The organism is Micromonospora sp. L32 (genome assembly GCF_052068055.1).
Lineage (GTDB): Bacteria > Actinomycetota > Actinomycetes > Mycobacteriales > Micromonosporaceae > Micromonospora > Micromonospora purpureochromogenes.
The window spans coordinates 18,580-40,640 of sequence record NZ_JBQHDD010000005.1 but is presented as its reverse complement, the minus strand read 5'-3'; the positions used below and the strand labels follow the sequence as shown (position 1 = coordinate 40,640).

Sequence of the window (22,061 nt, the reverse complement as noted above, 5' to 3'; positions counted from 1 at the left end):
CCACGTGGTGCTCAGGCCTGGTCGGCGGCCGGCTCGGGCAGTACCGCACCGGCCTCGGCGCCGGCACCGGCCAGCAGCTTCGCCTGCTGCGGCCAGGTCGCCACGCTCGGCGCGGCACGCAGCCCGGCGGCCCGGATGGTCTCGCGCAGCGCCGGCTCGTCCAGCTCGGCCAGCTGGCGGTAGGTGCGGATCCCCGCGGCCTGCAACGCGGCGGCCATCTTCGGCCCCACGCCCTGGATCCGGCGGAAGTCGTCCGCCGTCTCGGCGTCCGGCGTGGCCACGATGTCCGCGTCGGCGGTCGCCGGCTCGTCGGACGCGACCGGCGCCTCGTCATCCAGCGCACGGCGGGGAGCGGGGATCACCGGTTCCGCTGCCTCGACCTCGGCCGGGGCCGGAGCCTCGACCTCGGCCGGGGCGACGGCCTCGACCGGCGCGGCGGGGGCGACGGGCTCGGCGTCCACCTCGTGGGCGGTGGCGGTGGTGTCGGGGTCGCCCTGCGCGACGCCGACCGGCTCCACCGTCCGCTCCTCGTCGGCCTCGACGGCGACGTCGATCCGGTCGTCGAACGCGTCGGTGCGGTCGTCGAGCGCGTCGGTGTGATCGGCCGCCACGTCGGTCCCGGCGGCGGCCACGTCGACCGGGCCGGCGACGGTGTCCGACGCGGCGGTGTCCTCGTCGACGGCCAGCGGGGTGTGGCTGGCGGCCAGGGACGCGGCGGCCGGCGTTGCGTCGAGGTCGTGCGGGGCGGGCGCGTCGATCACGGCGGCGGGCGCCGGCGCGACGTCGACGGTGGCCGCCGGCTGGGGGGTGTCGACGGTGGCGGTCACCGTGGCCTCGGCCTTCTCCTCCTCGGAGAGCCCGACGACCGGGTCACCCTCCACCATGGGCTCCGGCCGCTCGGCGGTCGCCGCGGCCTGCCGGCCGCGGGCCACCCAGCCCCCGGCTCCGCCCAGCACCAGGGCCAGGATCACGATCAGCCACTGCCCGAAAGTCGACGGCACGGCAAACCTCCCTCTTGCATACGTCGGTGAAAGTCACGAAGAAAACTCGCCGGCAGCTTCGCACACGCGTATGGCGGACGACAGGGAGGATGGGTCATCGCGACGCAGGTGGGATGCACGGTGTCGGCGGGTGGCGGCGGGATGACCGACGGTACGGAAAGCGGGTGGACCCGGCCGGCCGCGACGAGGTGCCGTCGTCGGACCCGGCCGGGGCGGCTCGTCCTCTTCGGCGTCCGCCCGCTCACCCGGCCGGGCGCGGCGCCGGGACGTCGGCGGCGTCCCAGCGGTAGAAGCAGCCGGCGATGGCGTCCCGGGGGGAATGCCAGGTCGGCAGGTACGGGGAGGTGTGCGCGGAGAGCCGCTCGTTGACCTGGAGGTACAGCGGGTGGTTGCGGGCCCCGGCCAGCGCGTCCGGGTCCACGTCCTCGGTCTCCATCAGGTGGATGCACAGGTCGTGCAGGCAGTACAGGGACCGGTGCCGGACGCCGGTCAGGGCGGGCAGTTCGGTGGCGTCGGATTCGGCGAAGATCTGCGCCACCCGGCCCTCCGAGCCCGGGAGGATCCTGCTGACGATCAGTAGACGGCTCATGGGACCCCTCTCGCCGGTGGCGCTCCGTCGAGGTCGGAGCCCACGGACTGCTGTGCGGCACACCCTGCCGGGACGGCTGTCACCTGACCGTCACGCGTGCCGCGCCGGCGGTGACGGCGGTCAGCCGCCCTGGGGCGCGACCCGGGCGGCCGGCGGTCGACCAGGGGGGCCGGGCCGCTCCCGGGTGGCGTCGCGGATCGGCGCGAGGGTGTCGTCGAGCAGCGCGGTCATCGCCGCGGAGGGCTCCAGCCGCAGCTCCCGTAGCAGCAGGTCGCGGTAGACGTAGAAGGCGTGCACCGCCTCGAAGGCGTTGCCCTCGGCGAGGTGGATGCGCACCACCAGCCGGTGCGGCGTCTCCCGCAGCGGCTCGGCGGCCATCGCCTCCAGCGCGGCCTGCAGCGCCTCCCCGTGCCGGCCGGCCGCCAGGTGGTGGCCGGCCAGGTCCTCCAGCATGTGCAGGCGCAGCTGGCGCAGCCGCTCGCGGTCGGCGAGGACCCAGTCGTCGTACCAGCCGGGGAGCAGGTCGTGCCGGCCGGCGGCGAGCGCGGCGGACGGGTCCTCACCGTGGCGGACCCGGTCGGCCGTGCCGACCAGCGCGTCGACGTCGACCCGGACGACCTGGTCCAGTCGCACCGTGTCGCCGGCGGTCGTGAAGGGGCAGCACGGGTCCTGGCGCAGCCGCCAGAGGGCCGTGCGCAGGGAGGACAACGCCCGGTCCTCCGGCGCGTCCGGCCAGAGCAGGCCCGCGAGGTGGCTGCGGGTGGCGCCCGGGCGCAGCGCGATCAGCGCGATGACCCGTTGCAGCCCGCGGGGGACCACGATCGGGGTGTCGCCGTGCAGCAGCCGGAAGCCGCCGAGCAGGTGCAGCGAGATGTCCGTGCCGGGTGGGCGCCCGGTCGTCGGCATGGACGAATCAGCGGCCACGGCGGCACCCCCTGCGGAACGCGCGTCCCGACTCCTCGTGTGTCCCGGTGCGGCACCCGTGACCGCACTGTCGGGTCGCTGCGCCGTGGCGGTGTGGCCACGGCCACCGGGCTGACCGTGACGAAGATTATCAATTGTGGTCACTCTCGGTCAATGTCGAGGTTCCGTCCGGCGTTCGCCACGCTCAACCATGAAACCCCTTCTGAACTGTGCGCACGCCGTGGTCGCGGCCCTTGCGCCGCACAGCGGATACACAGATTGCGTCAACGCACCGTCACGATGCGACAGCGTCGGTCGGTGCCCGCCGGTGACGCCGGGGTGACGCCGCCGCGCGCATCGTGTCGGCAGTCGTCCGGCTCGCGGCGCGGTCCACACCGCGCCGGCGGCCGTGGGGGGAGGCCCATCCATGGACCGTTCGCTGATCGTCGCGAAGGTGGTACCCAGCGCCGAGGCGCAGGTCGCCGAGATCTTCGCCGAGTCCGACGCGACGGAGCTGCCGCGCCTGGTCGGTGTCCGGCACCGTTCGCTCTACCGGCTGCACGACCTCTACGTGCACCTGTTGGAGACGGAGGCACCGACGCCGGGCGCGGTCGAGGCGGCCCGGGGGCATCCGGAGTTCCAGCGGGTCAGCGCGCGGCTGCGCCCGTACATCTCGCCGTACCTGCCGACCTGGCGGGAGCCCCGCGACGCGATGGCCCACTGCTTCTACCGCTTCGACGCGGACGCCCCCGTCGGGCGGCGGCCGTGACCGCCACCGCCCCCCGGGAGGGGGAGCTGTGGTCCCGGTGCGCCGGCTGCGCCTCGCTGCTGTACCGCAAGCGGCTGCGCCGCAACCTGGACGTCTGTCCGGAGTGCGGGGAGCACGCCCGGCTCGCCGCCCCCGAGCGGCTGCGCCAGCTGGTGGACCCGGAGTCGTTCACCCCGCTGCCGGACCGGGCGGCCGAGGTGGACCCGATCGACTTCGTCGACGTGCTGTCGTACCCGCACCGGCTCAGCGCGGCCCGGGCCGGCACCGGGCTGGCCGAGGCGGTGGTCTGCGGCACCGCGACCATCGGCCGGCACCCGTGCGCGCTGGCCGTGATGGACTTCCGGTTCCTCGGCGGCAGCCTCGGCGCCGCCGTCGGTGAGCTGATCACGCGGGCGGCGGAGCGGGCGCTGGAGGACGCGGTCCCACTGGTCCTGGTGACCGCCTCCGGCGGGGCGCGGATGCAGGAGGGCGCGCTGTCGCTGATGCAGATGGCCACGGTCAGCCAGGCGATCGCCGCGCTGCGCGAGGCCGGGCTGCTCACCGTCAGCGTGCTCACCGATCCGACGTACGGGGGAGTGGCGGCGTCGTTCGCCACCAACACCGACCTGGTGCTCGCCGAGAGCGGCGCCCGGATGGGCTTCGCCGGTCCCCGGGTCATCCGCCAGGTCACCGGCCGGGAGCTGCCGGAGGGCTTCCAGACCGCGGCCTTCCTGCTGCGGCACGGGCAGGTGGACATGGTGGTGCCCCGGCACGCCCTGCGCGGGCGGCTGGTGGCGCTGCTCGCCGCCGCCCGGGCCGGCCGCCGCCCGGGGCTGCGTCCCGCCGTACCCCGGCAGGAGCCCGCCCCCGCCGCGCGCCCGGCCGCCGTCGCGGATCCGCCGGTGGTCGACGCCGCGCCGCCGGCCGACGCCTGGGAGACGGTTCGGCTGGCCCGGCACCCCGGCCGGCCGACCACACTGGACTACCTGGACACCGCGTTCGAGGGGTTCGTCGAGCTGCACGGCGACCGGCTGGGCGGGGACTGCCCGGCGGTGGTCGGCGGCCTGGCCCGCCTCGACGGCCGGCACCTGATGGTGATCGGCCACCAGAAGGGCCACACCACCGGCGAGCTGGTGGCCCGCAACTTCGGCATGGCCAGCCCGGCCGGGCACCGCAAGGCGCTGCGGCTGATGCGGCTCGCCGCCCGCCTCGGCCTGCCGGTGGTCACCCTGGTGGACACCCCGGGGGCCGACCCGGGCGTGCGCGCGGAGGAGCAGGGGCAGGCGGCGGCGATCGCGGAGAACATCCTCTCCCTCAGCATGCTGCCCACCCCGGTGGTCGCGGTGATCACCGGTGAGGGCGGCAGCGGCGGGGCCCTCGCGCTGGCCGTCGCCGACCGGGTGCTGATGCTCCAGCACGCCGTCTACTCGGTGATCAGCCCGGAGGGCTGCGCGGCCATCCTCTGGCCGGACCGGGGGGCCGCTCCGCAGGCCGCCCGCGCGCTGCGGCTCACCGCCCCCGACCTGTGCCGGCTCGGCGTCGTCGACGACCTCGTCCCCGAGCCGGTCCCGGCGGCGCACCACGACCCGGAGGCGGCCGCCCGCGCGCTGCGGGAGGCGGTGCTGGCGCACCTGCTGCCGCTGCTCGACGTGCCGCCCGCCACCCTCGTGCGCCGCCGTCGCCAGCGCTTCCGGCGCTTCGGCGCGGCCCGCGCCGGCACCCGGGCGGGTGCCCGGTGAGCGCCGGGACGGTCCCGGCCGGCGCGCCGTCGGCCGCCGACGGCGCGGAGGCGGCGCACGAGGTGGACGCCGTGCTGGCCGGCCTACGCCGGCACGCCCGGCAGCTCGTCGCCGAGGTCGCCGGCCCGGTACGCCGGGTGCGGCTGCGCAGCGGCGACACGGTGCTGGAGGTGGAGTGGCACGAAGCCGCCGCCGGGCAGGGGGTCGCCGCGACGGAGACCGGCCGCGCCCCCGACGCCGCGGCGGTGGCCCCCGTGGCCCCGCCGCCGGCCCCCCGGCCCGCCCCGCCGGCCGGCCGGATCGAGGTGCGCTCGCCGATGGTCGGCACCTTCTACCGGGCGCCCGAGCCCGGTGCCGCGCCCTTCGTCACCGTCGGTGACCTGGTCCGGCCCGGGCAGGTGGTCGGCATCGTCGAGGCGATGAAGCTGATGAACGAGGTGACCGCCGAGCGGGCCGGCCGGGTGGCCGAGGTCCTGGTCGACGACGGTCGACCGGTGGAGTACGACCAGCCGCTGGTCGCGCTGGACCCGGCCTGAGGTGGTGGGGATGTTCGAGAAGGTGCTCATCGCCAACCGGGGTGAGATCGCGCTGCGGGTGCTGCGCGCCTGCCGGGAACTGGGCGTGCGGACGGCGGTGGTCTACTCCACTGCGGACGCCGACTCGACCCCGGTCCGGCTGGCCGACGAGGCGGTCCTGATCGGACCGGCGTCGAGTCGGCGCAGCTACCTCAACGCCGCCGCCATCGTGGAGGCCGCCCGCCTGGTCGGGGCGCAGGCCGTGCACCCCGGCTACGGGTTCCTCTCCGAGGACGCCGACTTCGCCGAGATCTGCGCCGACAACGGGCTGGTCTTCATCGGCCCGCCGCCGCAGGTGATGGCCGCGCTCGGGGACAAGTCCTCGGCCCGGGCGCTGATGAGCCGGGCGGGGCTGCCGTTGCCGCCGGGCAGCGTCAGCCCGGTGCCGACCGCCGAACGGGCCGCCGAGGTCGCCGCCGAGGTGGGCTACCCGGTGATCGTGAAGGCGGCGGCCGGCGGCGGCGGCCGGGGGATGACCGTGGTCCGGTGCCCGGCCGAGCTGCCCCGGGCGTACGCGCGGACCCGCGCGGCCGCGCAGGCCGCCTTCGGCGACGACCGCGTGTACGTCGAGCGCTACCTGACCGAGGCCCGGCACGTCGAGGTGCAGTTGCTCTGCGACGGGCACGGCAACGGCGTGCACCTGGGCACCCGGGACTGCTCGGTGCAGCGGCGGCACCAGAAGCTGGTGGAGGAGGCCCCCGCGCCGGCGCTGTCCGCCCGGACGCTGGAGACGATCGCCGAGACCGCCCTGCGCGGCGCGCTCGAGGTCGGCTTCACCGGCGCCGGCACGATGGAGTTCCTGGTGGACGCCGAGGAGGCGTTCCACTTCCTGGAGATCAACTGCCGGATCCAGGTCGAACACCCGGTCACCGAGATGATCACCGGGATCGATCTGGTCCACGAGCAGCTGCACATCGCCGCCGGGCTGCCGTTGCGGCTGCGGCAGGAGGACGTCCGGCCACACGGGGTGGCGGTGGAGTGCCGGGTCAACGTCGAGGACCCCGACCGCGACTTCGCGCCGACCCCGGGCAGGCTGGAGCGCTTCCTGCCGCCCGGCGGCCCGTTCACCCGGGTCGACACCCACGGGCACCCCGGCTACCTGGTCGGGCCGTACTACGACTCGTTGCTGGCCAAGGTGGCGGTCTGGGCGCCGGACCGGGAGCTGGCGTTGAACCGGCTGGAACGCGCCCTGGAGGAGTTCGACATCGCCGGGCCGGGGGTGCGCACCACCATCCCGTTCGTCCGGCGGGTGCTCGACGACCCCGCCTTCCGCAAGGGCCGCTACACCACCTCCCTGGTCGACCGCCTGCTCGCCGACCGGCAGCCGACCCGGACCGGCCCGGCGGCAGCGGCCGCCGTCGCGCCCGAACCCACCCCGCCACCCGAGGCGGACCTGCCGGCCGAGCCGGCGGCGCCCCCGGCGTCGCCGCCCGGGGCTGGCGCGGCGCGGCGCGCGGCCGGTGCACCGGCGGCCCCGGCCGCGCCACCACCCCCGTCGCCCCCCACCCCGCATCCGGCCGCGCGTCCCGCCGTCGTCGGGGCCGCGCTCCCGGCACGGCCCGGCGGGACCGCACCCGGACCCCGCCCCACCGCCCGTCCGGTCGCCGCCACCGCGGCACCGGCCACCGACCAGTCCTGACCGCTTCCGAGGAGGACCCGATGACCGTCACCCACGGCCAGCCGCTCACCACCGAGATCACCGACATCCTGGTGGCGCACTGCGGCCTGGACGCCGACGCGGCCGCCCGCGCCCCCGCCGCCTCCCTGGAGGAGCTGGGCATGGACTCGCTGGCCCTGCTGGAACTCTCCGCCGTGGTGGCCGACCGGTGGCGGGTGCAGATCCCCGAGCAGGCCGGGCAGCTCAGCATCCCCGCCGTCGCCGACCTGGTCGCCCGCCGCGCCCAGCCACCCGGGCACACCGAGAACAGCACCGTCATCGCCGCGCCCCTGCCGCTGGTCTGGGAGATCACCAACGACGTGGCGCACTGGACCGACCTGTTCACCGAGTACGCCGCGGTGGAGATCCTGCACCGCGAGGGCGACACCGTCCGCTTCCGGCTCACCATGCACCCCGACGAGAACGGGATCGCCTGGAGCTGGGTCAGCGAACGCACCACCGACCCGGCCAGCCGCCAGGTGCGGGCGCACCGGGTGGAGACCGGGCCGTTCGAGTACATGCGCATCCACTGGCGCTACACCGAGGAACCCGAGGGCGTCCGGATGACCTGGGTGCAGGACTTCGCGATGAAGCCGACCGCGCCGGTGGACAACGCCGGCATGACCGCCCGGATCAACGCCAACAGCCGGGTCCAGCTGGCCGTCATCAAGGAGCGCATCGAGCGGGCGTACGCGGGAGGCGACGATGAGTGAGATCACCACCGGGCTGGTCGCCGCCCGCGACGTGACCGCCGACCGGCGGCGCGGCGGGGAACTGCGGGTGCTGCTCGGTCCGAAGACCGTCGGCAGCACGTCGGGCTTCATGGGGGTGGCGGCGCTGGCGTCCGGCGAGCGGATCGCCGAGCACTACCACCCCTACAGCGAGGAGTTCCTGTACGTCGCGCGGGGGGCCATCACCGTCGACCTGGACGACGAGCCGGTGGAGCTGGCGGCCGGCGAGGCGCTGTTCGTGCCCCGCAACGTCCGGCACCGGCTGCGCAACACCGGCGACGAGTCCGCCGAGGTGGTCTTCCACCTTGGCCCGCTGGCACCCCGCCCGGAACTCGGCCATGTGGACACCGAACTGGTCGAGCAGCGGGGCGCGTCGTGACCGGGCGCCGCACGGTCGTCACCGGCGTCGGGGTGGTCGCGCCGGGCGGCGCCACCCGGGACAGGTTCTGGAAGACCGTCACCGAGGGGCGGACGGCGACGAGGCGGATCAGCTTCTTCGACCCGTCGCCGTTCCGCTCCCAGATCGCCGCCGAGTGCGACTTCGACGCCGACGCCGCCGGGCTCACCCTCGCCGAACGGCAGCGCGCCGACCGGTACGTGCAGTTCGCCCTGGCCTGCTCCGCCGAGGCCCTGGCCGACAGCGGCCTGGACCTCACCGACGCCGACCGGCAGGTGACCGGGGTGGTGCTCGGCACCGCCGTCGGCGGCACCATGGCCCTGGAACAGGAGTACGTCCGGGTCAGCGACTCCGGCCGGCACTGGCTGGTCGACCACGCCCTCGGCGGGCCGTACCTCTATGCGGCCCTGGTGCCGAGCAGCCTGGCCGCCGACGTGGCCTGCCGGCACGGGCTGCACGGCCCCGCCCAGGTGATCTCCACCGGCTGCACCTCCGGCATCGACGCCATCGGGTACGCCCACCAGCTGATCGTCGACGGCGAGGCCGACGTGGTGCTCGCCGGTGCCGCCGACTCGCCCATCTCCCCGGTCACCGTCGCCTCGTTCGACGCGATCAAGGCGACCAGCCCGGACAACGACGACCCGGCGCACGCCTCCCGGCCGTTCGACGCCGACCGGCACGGCTTCGTCCTCGCCGAGGGCGCCGCGGTGCTGGTGCTGGAGGAGTGGGAACACGCCCGCCGGCGCGGCGCGCACGTCTACTGCGAACTGGCCGGGTACGCCAGCCGCAGCAACGGCTTCCACATGACCGGGCTGCGGCCCGACGGGGTGGAGATGGCGTTGGCCATCAGCGACACGCTGCGCCAGGCGCGGCTGTCCCCGTCGGACGTCTCCTACATCAGCGCGCACGGCTCCGGCACCCGGCAGAACGACCGGCACGAGACGGCGGCGTTCAAGCGGGCGCTCGGCGAGGCCGCGTACCGGGTGCCGGTCAGCTCGATCAAGAGCATGGTCGGGCACTCGCTCGGCGCGATCGGCTCGATCGAGATGGCCGCCTGCGCCCTGGCGATCGAGTACGGCGTGGTGCCGCCCACCGCCAACTGGGCCACCCGGGACCCGGAGTGCGACCTGGACTACGTGCCCAACGTGGCCCGGGAGACGCCGGTGGACGTGGCGCTCTCGGTGGGCAGCGGCTTCGGCGGCTTCCAGTCCGCGATGCTCTTCCGCCGGCTGGCGGTGGCGGCGTGACCGGCCCGGGCGGGGTGCGCGCCCGGGCGGTGGTCACCGGCATCGGGGTGGTGGCGCCCAGCGGCATCGGCGTCGACGCGCACTGGCGCACGGTGCGCGACGGCATCCGGCGCACCGGCCCGATCACCCTGTTCGACCCGGCGAGCTACCCGACCCGGGTCGCCGGCGAGGTGGCCGACTTCGACGCGGCGGCGTACGCCGACAACCGGCAGCTGGTGCAGACCGACCGGTGGACCCACCTGGGCTTCGCCGCCACCCGGCTGGCGCTGGCCGACGCCGGCCTGCCCGAGCGGGCCCCCGATCCGTACGGGTGGGCGGTCACCCTGGCCAGCTCGTCGGGGGGCAACCTGTTCGGGCAGCGGGAGCTGCAACGGCTCTGGGGCGGGGCGACCCGCACCGTCGGGGCGTACCAGTCGATCGCCTGGTTCTACGCCGCCAGCGTCGGACAGCTCTCCATCCACCACCAGTTCAAGGGACCGTGCGGGGTGCTGGTCGCCGAGACCGCCGGCGGCCTGGACAGCCTCGCCCACGCGGTGCGCACCGTGCGCCGGGGCACCCCGGTGGTGATCGCCGGGGCGACCGAGTGCCCGCTGAGCCCGTACGCGCTGGCCTGCCAGCTGCGCTCCGGGCTGCTCAGCGACGCCGCCGACCCGGAGACGGCGTACCGGCCGTTCGACCGCTCGGCCGGCGGGTACGTGCCCGCCGAGGGCGGGGCGGTCTTCGTGGTGGAGGAGCTGGGCCACGCGCTGGCCCGAGGCGCCCGGATCTACGGCGAGGTCAGCGGGTGGGGGGCCACCCACGACGCCGCGCACACCGGCCCCGACACCGCCGGCGACCCGGACCAGTACGCCCGGGCGATGCGGCTGGCCCTGGACCGGGCCGGCGTCACCGCCGACGAGGTGGACGTGGTGCTGCCCGACGCGCTGGGGGTGCCCCGCTACGACCGCGGCGAGGCCGAGGCGCTGCGCGCCGTCTTCGGTGACCGGCCACCGCCGGTGACCACCCAGAAGCCGCTGACCGGCCGGGCCCACCAGGGCGGGTCGGCGCTGGACGTGGCCACCGCGCTGCTCGCCTTCCGGCACGACGTGCTGCCCGCGTCGGCCGGCCCTCGTGAGCCGGCGCCCGGCTGCGAGCTGGACTTCCTGCGTACGCCCCGGCAGCCGCGCAACCGGGTCGCCCTGGTGGGCGCGCGCGGCTTCGACGGGTTCAACAGCGCGCTGGTGCTGCGCGGGGCGCCACCGGCGCCGAGAGCGGCGGGGGAGTAGGGACCACGGCTGCGCCGGCGCCGGTCGCCGCGCGGTGGTCGTGCCCACCCGCGCCCGAGGTGACCCGCCGCCGGCCGGGATGGCGGAGGATCGCGGGCATGGCGTACCTGTTCCTGCTGCTCGCGATCTCCGCCGAGGTGTTCGGCACCAGCCTGCTCAAGGCCACCGACGGGTTCACCCGGCTCTGGCCGACGCTCGGCCTCGCCGGGTCGTACCTGGCGGCGTTCCTGCTGCTCGCCCTGGCGGTGCGGGACATCCCGGTCGGGGTGGCGTACGCCGTGTGGTCGGGGCTCGGCACCGCGGCGATCGTGGCCATCGGCGCGGTCTTCCTCGGCGAGCCGCTGAGCGTGACCAAGGTGGTCGGCGTCGGCCTGGTCATCGCCGGCGTCGTGGTGCTCAACCTCGGGGGCGCGCACTGAGGACGGTGCCGTCGATCGCGGATCCGGATCAGGTGACCCTCCGGCGGAGCAGGCCGGTGACGGGCCGCGGCACTACGCTCGAGGCCATGCAGGACGCCGCCCTCCACGGCGCCCAGGTGCCCTCCCGCGACGCGATTCTCGACGCCGCCACGGCACTGATGGCGCGGCTCGGCTACGCCGGTGCCTCCATTTCGAAGATCTCCGCCGCCTCCGGGGCGCCGGTCAGCTCGATCTACTGGCACTTCGGCAGCAAGGACGGGATCTACCTCGCCGTGCTCCGCCGTGCCCGCCAGTACCTCGTCGGCTCGCTCCCGGGGGCCCGGCCGGCCGGCGACACGGTGCGGGAGCGGCTCACCGCGTTCCTCGACGGCGCCAGCGCCGCCTTCGAGCATCATCCGCACGACCTACGGCTGCTGCTCGGTCTCGGCATGCTCGAGGAGGGCATGGGCGCCGCGGCCATCGCGGAACTGGGGCAGTACCGGTTGGACCTGCGGCAGTGGGCCACCGATTCGCTCGGCCACGTCTTCGGCCTCGCCGACCGCCCGGCCGTCGCCGACGAACTCGCCCGTTTCATGCTGAGCGTGGTCGGCGGGACCGCGATCGCGCGCTGGTTCGACGGTCCGGTGACGCCGTTGCCCGTACAGCAGCTGTGCGTCGCCCTGCTGGCGCTCGCCCGCCATCATGGGCTGCCGGTGGACGAGGACCGGGCGTAGGCAGGCCGGACTTCAGGCTCGGGTGCGAGCCGGGCACCGGTGCGTGCCGTCAGCGGCGATGTCGTAGCACCCTGCCCCGCACCAGGCGCGACCCGGAAGCCGGCTCGCCATCCATTGACATCGATCGTTGCGGTGGCCATTCTGTCAGCAGGCAGTTACCGAACGGTCAGTAGCCATATATGTCCGGATGTGGTGCCGTTTGGGGCAGCCAACCGAAGGAGGACGTGATGTCTGTCCGTAGGCTGACGTTGACAGTGGCTCTCGCGGTCGCCGTCGCCGGTACCACGGTCGTCGACATCCCGGTGGCGAGCGCCGGGGACAGTCGCGAGCAGCAGGTCGACGTGACTGAGACGAGGACCATCCGGTACGGTCCGTGGACTCTTCCCGCCGCCACCGGCCACACCCACGACGAGATGGGGACCACCGGGAACCGACTGGACCTCAACATCGCCAAGCCGTGCGTGCAGTGCATGGTGACGGCGATCAAGCCGAACCTGGTGTACGAGGACGGCCGGAACGCGAACGTCAACACCGGTCCGATGCTGCACCACGCGGTCATCGGCCAGCTCGGTGAGCCGGACCTGGTGTGCCGTCTCGGCGGGCTGGGTCCGAAACGCGTGTTCTCGACGGGCAACGAACGGACCCCGGTGACGTTGCCCGCCGGCTACGGCATGCGGATCGACTCGGGCGACCGCTGGAGCATGGTGTACGACCTGATGAACCATGCCCACGAGGAGAAGACCGTCTACATCTCCCTCGAGTACACCTACGTCACCGGTGAGGCCGCGCGGCGACTGACGCCGGTCACCCCGATGTGGTTGGACGTGGTCAGCTGCCTCAACCCCACCTTCGACGTCCCCGCCGGAAGTACCACCCGAACCGCACGGTGGACGTCGACGGTGAACGGTCGGATCGTCTACCTGAAGGGTCACCTGCACCACGGCGGCAGGACCATCACGACCACCAACGTCACCACCGGTCAACGAATATGCGCGGTCACCGTGGTGTCAGGTGGTTCACCGGAGTTCATCGACCCCCACGGCAACCCCGAGATCTCCAGCGCCCCACCCTGCACCGGCTCTCCGATCACGACCATCCGCCGGGGTGATGTCCTGGAGGTCGCGGCCCACTACGTCGCCGACCATCCTCACGAGGACGTCATGGGCATCATGACCGGCTGGATCGCGACGGGCTGACGGCGCGGTCGACGGACGTCGGGTGGGCGGGCCGGCGCGGTGCACGGCCCGCCCACGCCCCTCCGGCGTCATCCACCGACCTCGCCCCCCGGCCGGTGGGTCGGACGGGGCGTACCCGGAAAGCGCGCAACCACCTCGGGACACCCCGACGTACGACGGTTCCGACCTGCGGAGAGTGCCATGTCAGCTCTGGATGGGAGCGCCCCCGTCACCCGGTTGCACCGCTCCCGGCCCTGGCGCCGGACCACGTGCTACCTCCTGGCCCTGTTGGTTGTCTGGACGGCGATCTTCCTTGTCGCCCCGCATCTGCGCACCAGCGCTAGCGTCCGGCAGGTCGCGCTCTTCGCCCACCTCGCCGCGATGGTGCTGGGCTTCGGCGCGGTGTTGACGCTGGACTGGTTCGCGCTGATGTGGCTGCTCCGACGTCGGGAGCTGGCGACCGTCGTGCAGGTCGCGTACGGCGTCCACACGCCGGTCTGGCTCGGCCTGGGTGGCCTGACGGCCAGCGGTCTGGTTCTCGCCCCCGACACGTCCGCACCGTGGACCGTCGTCAAGCTGGTCGCGGTGTTGGCCGTGGCGATCAATGGTCTCTGCGCGCGGCAGGTGCAGGAGCGGTTGGCGGAACTGGACGGAAACGCCCCACCGCGCGGGGTCCTGCTGGCGGCGACCCTGGTCATGGTGACCTCCCAGGCCGGCTGGTGGACCGCCACCGCCGTCGGATTTCTCAACGCTCAGCGGTGAAGGGTGAGTTGCCGTGGCTACAACTGGTGCAGGAAGAGCAGGCCGAAGGCGGCGGCGAGCGCGGCGCACCCGGTGACGGTGATGGTGCGAAGTCGTGCGGGCAGGTCGGCGTCCCAGCCCTCGACCGCCCCGGAGGCGCGGCGGATGAGCGGGGTGGCGGCGCGCCCCGCGCCGAAGCCGACACCGGCGAGTGCGGCGAGCTGCAGGCGCTGACCGGCGAGCAGAACCGCGACCGCGAGCACGTACGGGGCGGTGGCCGACAGGTACGTCCGCACGCCGGTGCCGAGTTCGAAGCCGAATCGCAGGGCTCCGCGCCGCGGGCTGGGCCGCAGCACGTCCTGCGGCACCTGACGGGCATTCTGCGGCAGGGGGATGCTCACCACCTTGGCGTCCCGGAGCACTCCGAGCAGTGCCACCGCCACGACGGCCGCGTAGCGCCAGGACACCGGCAGCGGCGCCGACAGCCCGGAGAGCGTCCCGAGGACCACCCCGCTGAGCAGGCCACCGGCGAGCAGCCCGAGGACGAACAGGGTGAGGAGCTCTCCCTGCGGATTCCGATCTCGCCGCCCGGGCGAGGCCAGCGCGTACGCGCTGTTGCGGGTTCAAACCGAGCCGGAGAGCGTGTAGCCGGCCAGCCCGCCGACCACCGCCCAGGTGAGCGCGTGCCCGGCGGTGGCGGCGAGCAGCGCACCGGCGGTGAGCAGCAGGACGGGTACGAGCGGGTCGGTGGCCCAGCGGCGCAGCCGCCGAACGGGTCGTACGGGTGGCGACTGACCCGTCATACGGCGCCGCCGGTGAGCGTACGCCAGGTGCTCTGCCCCACGACGCCGTTGACGGCGAGCCCGTTCTGCCGCTGGAAGTCCCGTACCGCGGATTCCGTCCCCGAACCGAAGACCCCGTCGACGGCCAGCCCGTACGCGTGCTTGTTGAGTTGCCGCTGCACGCCACGCACGACGTGCCCGGCGTACGGACGGTGCACGGTGGCCCCGACGATGGGCAGCCGCGCCCGGGGGTCGACCTCCCGGCTCAGCGTGATTCCGCCGGCCGACACGGTCGCCACGAGGACGGGCCAGGTCTGGGCGTCGACGACGCCGGTCGCCGGGATTCCCCGGGCCGACTGGAACTGCTTCACCCTGGTCTCGGTGCCGCTGCCGAAGACGCCGTCCACAGTGGCGGAATAGTGCCACGCGGTCAGCAGGTGTTGCACCGTGTAGACGTTCGGGCCGGCCTGGCCACGCCTGGTGCTGGGCCAGCCGACCGAGGTCAGGCAGCCGCAGTCGGTGTTCCAGCGGCAGATCGACCGCACCCAGCCCGAGCTGGTCTGTCGGTACCCGTCGTGGCAGCGGCGCTCCACCGAGCAGGCGCACGCGCCGCACGCGCCCTGGTAGCGCCACAGCCAGCCGTCGTACGTGCCGGCGTAGCACTGGTTCGGCCGCAGTTTCCAGGTGGTGCCGTCGTTCTTGTGGAAGCCCGTGTTCGTCCCGCTGGTGTTGCAGGCGGCGGCGAAGATCGGGCTCGGACCGCAGCCGGGCGAACAGTTCTGGTCGCTGGCGTAGCTCGGGCAGCTGCCGTAGATGTCGTATCCGTCGGCGTAGGCGCGGCGGGCGGCCGGGAAGATGCTCAGCGCGGCCATGCCCAGCGCGGTGCCGGCCTGTAGCACTGTGCGGCGGGACAGCGCCCAGGACATGGTCAGGCCACTCCTGGTCCGGCTCGCCCGCGGCCGCCGCCGGGACGCGGTGCCGGTACCCGGGTCCGTTCCCCGCAGCGCGGGCACCGCGTCGAGAGTGGTCATCGCGGGCCTCCCCGTCGAATCGAGTGGACGGTGTCGTCGCCGGACAGGTTGTCGACCTCGTCGAGCAGGTGGCGCAGCGCCACCGCGGAGCCGACCGGCTCGGACCGTCGGATCCGGCCGGTCGCGTCGATCACGACCGCGAACGGGGTGGCGATCGCGTCGTACCGGTCGAACAGGTCCGCCTGCGCGCCGAGGACGGTCATCGGCAGGTCCGCCGCTCGTGGCGGGACGGAGTCCCGGTAGAGGACCCGAAGCACGACATCGGTCCGTCGGGTGTGTTCGGCGGCCGCGTCGAGCAGGTGGTCGCAGGTCGCGCAGCCGGGATCCAGAAAGAGCAGGACCAGGGTGGCCGGGGACGGCGGCGCCAGGTCGCGGAACCGGGGCGCCGGCGAGCCGGGCCGCAGGCCGACGGACCCGGGGCGGCCGACGGTGCCGGTGGACAGGGCGTGCACCTGACGTACCAGGCCGGACACCACGAGGGCCAGCAGCAGGATCGCGATCCAGCTCAGGATCAGCGCGCTCGTCTGGAAACTCATCCGGGTACGCCTCCTCGGGTCACCCCGGCCGCCGGCCGATCCGGGGTCGGGTCGTGCATGGCGGCGGGCAGGTGCGCCAGGAGCGCGGTGAACGTCGCCGCGGCGAGCAGGACGATGGTGAGTGAGGTGCCGGCCCGCCCCACCGGCACGACCGCGCCGGACAGCAGTGATCCGAGCAGAGCCAGGCCGGCGAGCGTGGACGCCCGCGCCACCACCCAGCCGGTCATCGGTACTTCGACCCGCGAGCACCCGCAGGGGACGGCCCGCCCGGTCGACCGGACGTACCGGCCGTAACCCGCGTACGTGCCGAGCAGCGCGACGCTGCCGGCCAGGACCACGCCCAGCAGCCGGCCACCGTCATCGCGGAGCAGGGCGACGACTCCGGCCACGCCGAGCAGGCCCTCGGCCGCGATGACCACCGCCGCGACGGTGGACGGCGCGGGAACCACCCGGTGGGCGGCCAGCGCCGTCGACAGCGCCGCCGGCTTCGTAAGGTGCTCACCGCAGGCGAGGAGCAGGGTGAGCAGCACGGTGTACGCCGCGACGCTGGCCACCAGAGCGGACACGACGGCCTACTCGGCCGACTGGACGCGTAGCTGGTCCACCAGGTCCGGTACCCGGTCGAGCACCGTGTCGGCCAGGGGCAGCACGGTCACCCAGGTGTCCGCGGCGGCGAGCACGAAGTAGGGCTGGCCGTCGGAGAGCGTGTCCCGGAAGAGTTCTCCCGCCCCGGTCCGCAACCCCCGCCACGACGGCAGCTGTCGCGTGCGCTCCGCGGTGAGCGGCGTCATGTCCAGCAGGCCGAGCCCGGGCACCTGCTTGAGCACGGTCGCCGGCGCCGCGAACCGGCTGCCGGCCCTGGTGTCGGGGCGCACGATGACGCCGTCGTCGTGCTCCGTGATCCGCAGTGTCCGCAGCATCGCGAGCAGTTGCGCGGTCGAGGCGCCGTACAACTGGGTGAGGAAGCAGTACCGGCGCCCTCGCCACGCCGCCACTAGCCGGTCCTCGGTCAGCCGGATCTGCGCGTCGTACGACCGTGCGCGCGCCGTCAACAGGGTGCCGCCCTGATAGGTCAGCTTCTCGTCGAAGTCGTCGACGCCGAGCGCCTGTGCCAGTTCGTCGGCCAGGCCGACCGAGCCGGCCGTGAACTCGTGCCGCCGGCCGGCGATGGCCAGCTCGACCACCGAGGTGAACGGCGCGCTGAAGTCGAGTGGGCCGGTGAGCCGGAATCGCCGGCCGTCCATGGCGCGGTGTGCGACAGATGCTTCTGCGGCTACCATCCCCACCACCTCCCCCCGTGGGTGCGGCATGTGGTGGCCTCACATCATCCGCGCCGCAACTATCTCTGACAAGCCCAATGTGCCTGCTCGTGTCACCGCATCCCCCGGGGATCACTCATGCCGGCGGTTCTGCTCGCTCTCCCGGCTGTCGTCATTCCGTCATCAATTTCCACGCGGATTCCGCTGAGCCCGGAGCGGGAAAAGCCCGATGAGCGTACGGATATTTCCAGCAGAGGACCGACACGTCCGCTTCGAGCGACAACTGTCCAGATCGTGCCGTGCCGTATGCCGCGACCGTAGCGACGGCTGTCCTGTCGCGACCGGCAGCGTGGGCGGCGTCGGGCTCGGTGCGCCGCCGCTCCGGTCGGATCGGCCGGGGGCGCACATCTCGGGGATCCGAGCCGTGCTCCGTCACTGAGTGGTGTGTGACCAGGCCGAAAGGCCGAACCCGAGGCGGTCACCGGACGCCGAGGCGCCTCGTCGTCAACTCCGGGCGCACGACGATTCGGCCGGCGGAGTCCCGACCCGGCGGACGCGCCCGATCCTGCCTGTCCGATCGAGTGTCGGCAATCCGGCCGGCCGCTCTTTCTGATCTAGCCATTTGCATCTAGCAATGGCTTTCCGGCCTGTCGTAGTGTTCCGACAGCACCCCGAAAGACGCACCTGATGGGCGGATTACGCCCTATTTGACGCTGGGCGGTGGGCGGCAGTGACCATGGATCGTCCGACGGAAGATTCTACGGCGACAGACCCGGGTTGGGTCGACGAAATATTATTAACAGGGCGTTCGACTGACGTTTGTCTTCGTCTGCCGGAGCCGGTCGACCGGGGCACCCTGCGGCGCCTGGTGGGTGAGGCGCAGGCCCGTCTCGCCGCGGCCGGACTGCTCCCCGGTGGCGCCGCCGCGCTGCGGTTGCCGCCGTCGCTGGCGTACGTGGTGAACCTGCTGGCGACCTGGCGCACCGGCGCCCAGGCGGTGCTGCTCGATCACCGGCTCACCGACCACGAGGTGGACCGGGCGCTGGAGCGGCTCACCCCGCAGGTGGTCGTCGCGCCGGTGCGCACCGGCGGCGGCGCGCTGCGGATCTTCGTCGACGTCACCGAGGGCGTCACGTCCCACTCGGACGCCCCGGCCACCAGCGGCCACGCGGTGATCCAGCTCAGCTCCGGCTCCACCGGACCGTCCAAGGTGATCGGCCGTACCGCGACGGACCTGGTCGCCGAGGTGCGCCGCTACACCCGGATCGACGGGGTGGCGCTGCCCGGGGAGCGGATCATCCTGCTGCCGTCCATGGTGCACGTGCTCGGCCTGGTCGGCGGCCTGCTCTACGGCCTGCACGCCGGCGTGGAGCTGGTCCCGCCGGAGCGGCTCGGCGGCGACGCGATCCTGGCCGCCGTCGCCGCCCAGGACACCCCGGCCACGGTGCTCGGCGTGCCCTTCCACATCGGACTGCTCGCCTCCACCCGACCGGACGGCCCGCTGCCGCAGTTCAAGCGCATGACCACCGGCGGGGAACTGGTCCCGGCCGCCACCGCGCAGGCGTTCGCCGACCGCTTCGGCGTCCCGCTGGGCAACATGTACGGGATGACCGAGGTCGGGGTGATCGGCACCGACCTGTACGGACGGCACCGCCCCTCGATCGCCCCCGCCCCCGGCATCGAGGTCCGGGAGTCCGGCGGCGAGCTCTGGGTGAGCTGCCCGGCGTCGCCGTACGTGGGGCTCAGCGACCCCAGCCGCTGGGCCGACGGCTGGCTGCACACCCGCGACGCCGGCACCGTCGACCCGGCGACCGGCCTGGTCACCGTCAAGGGCCGGCTCGACTCGCAGGTCTCCATCGGCGGGATGAAGGTGGACCTCACCGAGGTCGAGGCCACCCTCACCGGGCTGCCCGGGGTGGCCGCCGCCGTGGTCGTGTACGACGACGGCATCACCGCGTACGTGCAACCCGAGGGCCCGTTGTCGGAGGAGGTGCTGGACAAGCTGCTCGCCGAGCGGCTCGCCGGCTACAAGCGCCCCCGCACCCTGCACCTGGTCGACCAGTTGCCCCGGACCACCACCGGCAAGCTGGTCCGCTCGGTCACCGCGCTGCGGGCGGCGGCCCCGTGACCGGCCCGCTCGGCGAACACCCGGGCACCGGCCCGCTACTCGAACACCACCGATACCTCGACCTGGGCACGGCCGCCCGGATCCGCCCCGGCGCCGACCGCGACCGCCAGCACCAGCCCGGCACCGCACCCCGGGTGTCCGACCTGGACGCCGGCCCGGTCGGGCAGGGGGCGCAGCAGCTCGCGCGGGTGCTCGGGCACCGGCATCAGCCGGCGCAGGCCACCGGCGCGCAGCCCCCGGCCCAACGCCTTGCCGACCGCCTCCTTGGCCGTCCAGAGCAGCAGGAACGCCTCGACCCGGGCGGCGTCCGGCAGGTCGCCCAGCCAGGCCGCCTCCGGCGGGGCGTACCAGCGGTGGGCCAGCGCCAGGGCGGGCAGCGGGCGACGCCGCTCGACGTCCACCCCGACCGGACCGGCCCGCCGGGCGGCGACCACCACCACGCCCTCGGCGTGGCTGACGCTGACCGGCAGCGACACGGCACCGGCCCGCACCCAGGGCCGCCCGTCGGGCCGGCGGCCCACCCCGACCTCCCGTTCCGCCCGGCCGAGCAGCGTGCACCCCGCCCGCCGCAGCAGCCGGCGCGCCACCTCCGGCCGACCGCCGGGGGCAGCGCTGACCCACACGTGCACGGTGTCCCGACCGGACACCGGTAGCTCGCCCACGAAGAGAGGTTAAAGCCATGCGCGACGAGGTCCGCACCTTCGTCATCGAGCAGCTCGAGGACATGAACTACGACGTCGAGGGGATCGACGACGAGACCACCCTCGGCCCGTCCGGGGTCGACCTGGAGTCCCTGGCCCTGGCCGACCTGTCCGTCCGCGTCGAGGACCGGTACGGCCTGAAGTTCGCCGACGACGAGTCGGAGAAGCTGGCCCTGATGACGGTCGGCGAGTTCACCCGCATGGTCGCCGACCGGGTCGCCGGGTCGACCAGCGACAACCGCTGATGTCCGGTCAGCCCGACCTGGGGCGAGCTGACCTGGTGAGCATGCTCGCCGAACTGACCGCGAAACCCGTCGATCAGGTGCCGCACCGGGTCGGCTCGATGGAACTCGCCTGGCTCGTGCACCTTGTCGAGCAGCGCTACGACCGGCGGCTGGACCTCACCGACGACCAGCTCGCCGGGATCCGCACCGTCGACGACGCCCTGGCGGTGTTCCGCACCTCCCTGACCAGCCCCGCAGATGGCTGAGCGGGAGCCCGTACCGATCGTCGGCAGCTACGCCGTCAGCGCCCTGGGCAGGGGCGTCGACGCCCAGCTCGCCGGAGTGCTCGCCGGCACGCCGGCGTTCCGGCCGGTACGTCGCTTCGACACCACCGGCCGCAGGGTGACCGTCGCGGCCACCCTGCCCGACGTCGGGACCCTGCCGGACGAGCTGGCCGACGCGATCGACGCGGCGTGCCGGGCCGCCGGCCTGGACGCGGCGGCCCGGGCGGAGTCCGCCCTGCTGCTGGCCACCCACGGCGGGCCGCTGACCCAGCCCGTCGGCTTCGCCGACGACCGTCCGCGCACCGGACCCGGCGGCGGGGCCGCAAGCGGCGCCGAGGTCGAGGTGCCGGCGCTAGCCGGGCACCTGGCCCGCCGGTGCGGCCTCGGCGGGCCCACCCGGACCTACACCAGCGCCTGCGTCTCGGCGAGCACGGCGGTCGCGGACGCGGCCACGATGATCGGCCGGGGCGACGTCGCACGGGTGGTGGTCGCCGCCGGCTACCTGGTCGAACCGGACCAGTTCGCGCTCTTCGACGCCGGCCGGGCGCTCGCCGCCGACGGGGCGGTCCGCCCGTTCAGCGCCGGCCGGCAGGGGCTGCTGCTCGGCGACGGGGTGGCCGCGGTGGTGCTGGAGTCCGCCGGGGCGGCCCGTCGCCGGGGCGGCACGCCGGTCGCCACCCTGTGCGGGTGGGGCCGGACCGGCGACGCGCACCACCCGTGCCAGCCGGACCCGCAGGGGCGGGGACTGGCCCGGGCGGTGCGGGCGGCCCTGCGCCGGGCGGGGCGGGACGCGGCGGCGGTCGGCTACGTCAACGCCAACGCCACCGGCACCGGGTTCAGCGACGCCTCCGAGGCGGCCGCGTTGCGGCTGGCGCTCGGCGAGCTCGCCGGCCGGGTGCCGGTCAGCTCCACCAAGTCCGTGCACGGGCACGCCCTGGAGGCCTCCGGCCTGCTCGAACTCGTGGTCACCGTGCAGGCGCTACGGCACGGGAAGCTGCCGGTCAACGCCGGCTGGCTCGGCCCCGACGAGGCGTGCCCGCTGGACGTGGTCACCGACGCCCCCCGCCCCGTCACCACCCCGCACGCCCTCACCCTCAACGCCGCCTTCGGCGGCGCCAACACCGCCCTCCTGGTAGGTGCCCCATGACCCCCACCCCGGACACCCCGCGATCTTGCACTTCCGGCCCCGACATATCCGCCAACCCGGGCAATTCGC

General features: G+C 74.3%; 25 protein-coding genes and 1 pseudogene. 16 read left to right on the top strand and 10 right to left on the bottom strand.

Annotated features, from left to right (window positions below; all coding sequences use genetic code 11):
- Nucleotides 1-11: 11 nt before the first annotated feature.
- The 3 genes from ACTMTB_RS15070 to ACTMTB_RS15060 form a co-directional block, all read right to left on the bottom strand.
- The gene (locus tag ACTMTB_RS15070; protein ID WP_441146036.1) at nucleotides 12-1,001 is read right to left on the bottom strand and encodes a helix-hairpin-helix domain-containing protein; all 990 of its coding nucleotides are present in this window, start codon (nucleotides 999-1,001) and stop codon (nucleotides 12-14) included.
- 241 nt (nucleotides 1,002-1,242) lie between these two features.
- A complete protein-coding gene (locus ACTMTB_RS15065) occupies nucleotides 1,243-1,590 on the bottom strand; it encodes a TcmI family type II polyketide cyclase (protein ID WP_441146035.1) in 348 nt (115 codons plus the stop codon).
- 120 nt (nucleotides 1,591-1,710) lie between these two features.
- Nucleotides 1,711-2,514 carry an AfsR/SARP family transcriptional regulator gene (locus tag ACTMTB_RS15060; RefSeq protein ID WP_441146033.1) on the bottom strand — a complete coding sequence of 268 codons (804 nt, stop codon included), beginning with the start codon at nucleotides 2,512-2,514 and terminating at the stop codon, nucleotides 1,711-1,713.
- Between the two features lie 406 nt (nucleotides 2,515-2,920).
- Between ACTMTB_RS15060 and ACTMTB_RS15055 the strand changes: the two genes are divergently transcribed.
- The 12 genes and pseudogenes from ACTMTB_RS15055 to ACTMTB_RS15000 all read left to right on the top strand — a co-directional run bounded on the left by ACTMTB_RS15055 (nucleotide 2,921) and on the right by ACTMTB_RS15000 (nucleotide 13,921).
- On the top strand, nucleotides 2,921-3,262 hold the full coding sequence (locus tag ACTMTB_RS15055) for a TcmI family type II polyketide cyclase (protein ID WP_441146031.1): 342 nt from the start codon (nucleotides 2,921-2,923) through the stop codon (nucleotides 3,260-3,262).
- Nucleotides 3,259-4,980, top strand: coding sequence for an acetyl-CoA carboxylase carboxyltransferase subunit alpha (locus ACTMTB_RS15050; RefSeq protein WP_441146029.1), 1,722 nt, complete (start codon nucleotides 3,259-3,261; stop codon nucleotides 4,978-4,980). Before ACTMTB_RS15055 ends, ACTMTB_RS15050 begins: the two co-directional genes overlap by 4 nt.
- On the top strand, nucleotides 4,977-5,516 hold the full coding sequence (gene accB, locus ACTMTB_RS15045) for an acetyl-CoA carboxylase biotin carboxyl carrier protein (RefSeq protein ID WP_441146027.1): 540 nt from the start codon (nucleotides 4,977-4,979) through the stop codon (nucleotides 5,514-5,516). Before ACTMTB_RS15050 ends, accB begins: the two co-directional genes overlap by 4 nt.
- 10 nt (nucleotides 5,517-5,526) lie before the next feature.
- A pseudogene (locus ACTMTB_RS15040) lies at nucleotides 5,527-6,873 on the top strand (acetyl-CoA carboxylase biotin carboxylase subunit); the annotation flags it as partial.
- Between the two features lie 341 nt (nucleotides 6,874-7,214).
- Nucleotides 7,215-7,925: an SRPBCC family protein gene (locus ACTMTB_RS15035; protein WP_441146025.1), complete on the top strand. Its 711-nt coding sequence runs from the start codon at nucleotides 7,215-7,217 to the stop codon at nucleotides 7,923-7,925.
- A complete protein-coding gene (locus ACTMTB_RS15030; RefSeq protein ID WP_441146023.1) occupies nucleotides 7,918-8,322 on the top strand; it encodes a cupin domain-containing protein in 405 nt (134 codons plus the stop codon). The genes ACTMTB_RS15035 and ACTMTB_RS15030 overlap by 8 nt, the downstream gene beginning before the upstream one ends.
- Nucleotides 8,319-9,587, top strand: coding sequence for a beta-ketoacyl-[acyl-carrier-protein] synthase family protein (locus ACTMTB_RS15025; protein WP_441146021.1), 1,269 nt, complete (start codon nucleotides 8,319-8,321; stop codon nucleotides 9,585-9,587). Before ACTMTB_RS15030 ends, ACTMTB_RS15025 begins: the two co-directional genes overlap by 4 nt.
- A 14-nt stretch (nucleotides 9,588-9,601) precedes the next feature.
- Complete coding sequence (locus tag ACTMTB_RS15020) at nucleotides 9,602-10,852, top strand: beta-ketoacyl synthase N-terminal-like domain-containing protein (protein WP_441146797.1); 1,251 nt, start codon at nucleotides 9,602-9,604, stop codon at nucleotides 10,850-10,852.
- Nucleotides 10,853-10,950: 98 nt separating this feature from the next.
- The gene (locus tag ACTMTB_RS15015) at nucleotides 10,951-11,271 is read left to right on the top strand and encodes a DMT family transporter (protein ID WP_154936427.1); all 321 of its coding nucleotides are present in this window, start codon (nucleotides 10,951-10,953) and stop codon (nucleotides 11,269-11,271) included.
- Between the two features lie 86 nt (nucleotides 11,272-11,357).
- Nucleotides 11,358-11,984, top strand: coding sequence for a TetR/AcrR family transcriptional regulator (locus tag ACTMTB_RS15010; RefSeq protein ID WP_441146018.1), 627 nt, complete (start codon nucleotides 11,358-11,360; stop codon nucleotides 11,982-11,984).
- 227 nt (nucleotides 11,985-12,211) lie between these two features.
- Nucleotides 12,212-13,180, top strand: a complete 969-nt coding sequence (locus ACTMTB_RS15005; protein ID WP_441146016.1) for a hypothetical protein — start codon at nucleotides 12,212-12,214, stop codon at nucleotides 13,178-13,180.
- A gap of 180 nt (nucleotides 13,181-13,360) precedes the next feature.
- Nucleotides 13,361-13,921, top strand: a complete 561-nt coding sequence (locus tag ACTMTB_RS15000; protein ID WP_441146014.1) for a hypothetical protein — start codon at nucleotides 13,361-13,363, stop codon at nucleotides 13,919-13,921.
- A 17-nt stretch (nucleotides 13,922-13,938) separates the two neighbouring features.
- Here ACTMTB_RS15000 and ACTMTB_RS14995 read toward each other — a convergent pair whose 3' ends face one another.
- The 6 genes from ACTMTB_RS14995 to ACTMTB_RS14970 all read right to left on the bottom strand — a co-directional run bounded on the left by ACTMTB_RS14995 (nucleotide 13,939) and on the right by ACTMTB_RS14970 (nucleotide 17,493).
- Entirely contained in the window at nucleotides 13,939-14,409 is a 471-nt protein-coding gene (locus ACTMTB_RS14995) for a hypothetical protein (protein WP_441146012.1), read from the bottom strand.
- 114 nt (nucleotides 14,410-14,523) lie between these two features.
- Nucleotides 14,524-14,703: a hypothetical protein gene (locus ACTMTB_RS14990; RefSeq protein ID WP_441146010.1), complete on the bottom strand. Its 180-nt coding sequence runs from the start codon at nucleotides 14,701-14,703 to the stop codon at nucleotides 14,524-14,526.
- Nucleotides 14,700-15,713, bottom strand: a complete 1,014-nt coding sequence (locus ACTMTB_RS14985) for a peptidoglycan-binding domain-containing protein (RefSeq protein WP_441146008.1) — start codon at nucleotides 15,711-15,713, stop codon at nucleotides 14,700-14,702. The genes ACTMTB_RS14990 and ACTMTB_RS14985 overlap by 4 nt, the downstream gene beginning before the upstream one ends.
- Complete coding sequence (locus tag ACTMTB_RS14980; RefSeq protein ID WP_441146006.1) at nucleotides 15,710-16,249, bottom strand: hypothetical protein; 540 nt, start codon at nucleotides 16,247-16,249, stop codon at nucleotides 15,710-15,712. The genes ACTMTB_RS14985 and ACTMTB_RS14980 overlap by 4 nt, the downstream gene beginning before the upstream one ends.
- Entirely contained in the window at nucleotides 16,246-16,815 is a 570-nt protein-coding gene (locus ACTMTB_RS14975) for a MauE/DoxX family redox-associated membrane protein (protein WP_441146004.1), read from the bottom strand. The genes ACTMTB_RS14980 and ACTMTB_RS14975 overlap by 4 nt, the downstream gene beginning before the upstream one ends.
- A 6-nt stretch (nucleotides 16,816-16,821) precedes the next feature.
- Nucleotides 16,822-17,493: a hypothetical protein gene (locus tag ACTMTB_RS14970; RefSeq protein WP_441146002.1), complete on the bottom strand. Its 672-nt coding sequence runs from the start codon at nucleotides 17,491-17,493 to the stop codon at nucleotides 16,822-16,824.
- Nucleotides 17,494-18,244: 751 nt separating this feature from the next.
- Here ACTMTB_RS14970 and ACTMTB_RS14965 point away from each other — a divergent pair.
- Entirely contained in the window at nucleotides 18,245-19,636 is a 1,392-nt protein-coding gene (locus ACTMTB_RS14965) for a class I adenylate-forming enzyme family protein (RefSeq protein ID WP_441146000.1), read from the top strand.
- A gap of 35 nt (nucleotides 19,637-19,671) precedes the next feature.
- On the opposite strand, the gene ACTMTB_RS14960 is transcribed toward ACTMTB_RS14965, so the two are convergent.
- Entirely contained in the window at nucleotides 19,672-20,298 is a 627-nt protein-coding gene (locus tag ACTMTB_RS14960) for a 4'-phosphopantetheinyl transferase family protein (RefSeq protein WP_441145998.1), read from the bottom strand.
- 17 nt (nucleotides 20,299-20,315) lie between these two features.
- On the opposite strand from ACTMTB_RS14960, the gene ACTMTB_RS14955 reads away from it, so the two are divergent.
- The 3 genes from ACTMTB_RS14955 to ACTMTB_RS14945 are packed head-to-tail and all read left to right on the top strand — an operon-like array spanning nucleotide 20,316 to nucleotide 21,992.
- Nucleotides 20,316-20,582 (top strand): acyl carrier protein, encoded by a 267-nt coding sequence (locus ACTMTB_RS14955; protein ID WP_154936435.1) that lies wholly within the window; start codon nucleotides 20,316-20,318, stop codon nucleotides 20,580-20,582.
- Nucleotides 20,582-20,827, top strand: a complete 246-nt coding sequence (locus tag ACTMTB_RS14950; RefSeq protein WP_088961673.1) for a hypothetical protein — start codon at nucleotides 20,582-20,584, stop codon at nucleotides 20,825-20,827. Before ACTMTB_RS14955 ends, ACTMTB_RS14950 begins: the two co-directional genes overlap by 1 nt.
- Nucleotides 20,820-21,992, top strand: a complete 1,173-nt coding sequence (locus tag ACTMTB_RS14945) for a beta-ketoacyl-[acyl-carrier-protein] synthase family protein (protein WP_441145995.1) — start codon at nucleotides 20,820-20,822, stop codon at nucleotides 21,990-21,992. Before ACTMTB_RS14950 ends, ACTMTB_RS14945 begins: the two co-directional genes overlap by 8 nt.
- The last annotated feature ends 69 nt before the right edge of the window (nucleotides 21,993-22,061 follow it).

What these genes read in the sequence shown, in the direction of transcription:
- ACTMTB_RS15065 (WP_441146035.1), bottom strand. Translation starts at nt 1,590, where the DNA reads ATGAGCCGTCTACTGATCGTCAGCAGGATCCTCCCGGGCTCGGAGGGC.
- ACTMTB_RS15055 (WP_441146031.1), top strand. Translation starts at nt 2,921, where the DNA reads ATGGACCGTTCGCTGATCGTCGCGAAGGTGGTACCCAGCGCCGAGGCG.
- ACTMTB_RS15035 (WP_441146025.1), top strand. Translation starts at nt 7,215, where the DNA reads ATGACCGTCACCCACGGCCAGCCGCTCACCACCGAGATCACCGACATC.
- ACTMTB_RS15030 (WP_441146023.1), top strand. Translation starts at nt 7,918, where the DNA reads ATGAGTGAGATCACCACCGGGCTGGTCGCCGCCCGCGACGTGACCGCC.
- ACTMTB_RS15015 (WP_154936427.1), top strand. Translation starts at nt 10,951, where the DNA reads ATGGCGTACCTGTTCCTGCTGCTCGCGATCTCCGCCGAGGTGTTCGGC.
- ACTMTB_RS15010 (WP_441146018.1), top strand. Translation starts at nt 11,358, where the DNA reads ATGCAGGACGCCGCCCTCCACGGCGCCCAGGTGCCCTCCCGCGACGCG.
- ACTMTB_RS15005 (WP_441146016.1), top strand. Translation starts at nt 12,212, where the DNA reads ATGTCTGTCCGTAGGCTGACGTTGACAGTGGCTCTCGCGGTCGCCGTC.
- ACTMTB_RS15000 (WP_441146014.1), top strand. Translation starts at nt 13,361, where the DNA reads ATGTCAGCTCTGGATGGGAGCGCCCCCGTCACCCGGTTGCACCGCTCC.
- ACTMTB_RS14990 (WP_441146010.1), bottom strand. Translation starts at nt 14,703, where the DNA reads ATGACGGGTCAGTCGCCACCCGTACGACCCGTTCGGCGGCTGCGCCGC.
- ACTMTB_RS14985 (WP_441146008.1), bottom strand. Translation starts at nt 15,713, where the DNA reads ATGACCACTCTCGACGCGGTGCCCGCGCTGCGGGGAACGGACCCGGGT.
- ACTMTB_RS14980 (WP_441146006.1), bottom strand. Translation starts at nt 16,249, where the DNA reads ATGAGTTTCCAGACGAGCGCGCTGATCCTGAGCTGGATCGCGATCCTG.
- ACTMTB_RS14970 (WP_441146002.1), bottom strand. Translation starts at nt 17,493, where the DNA reads ATGGACGGCCGGCGATTCCGGCTCACCGGCCCACTCGACTTCAGCGCG.
- ACTMTB_RS14965 (WP_441146000.1), top strand. Translation starts at nt 18,245, where the DNA reads ATGGATCGTCCGACGGAAGATTCTACGGCGACAGACCCGGGTTGGGTC.
- ACTMTB_RS14955 (WP_154936435.1), top strand. Translation starts at nt 20,316, where the DNA reads ATGCGCGACGAGGTCCGCACCTTCGTCATCGAGCAGCTCGAGGACATG.
- ACTMTB_RS14950 (WP_088961673.1), top strand. Translation starts at nt 20,582, where the DNA reads ATGTCCGGTCAGCCCGACCTGGGGCGAGCTGACCTGGTGAGCATGCTC.
- ACTMTB_RS14945 (WP_441145995.1), top strand. Translation starts at nt 20,820, where the DNA reads ATGGCTGAGCGGGAGCCCGTACCGATCGTCGGCAGCTACGCCGTCAGC.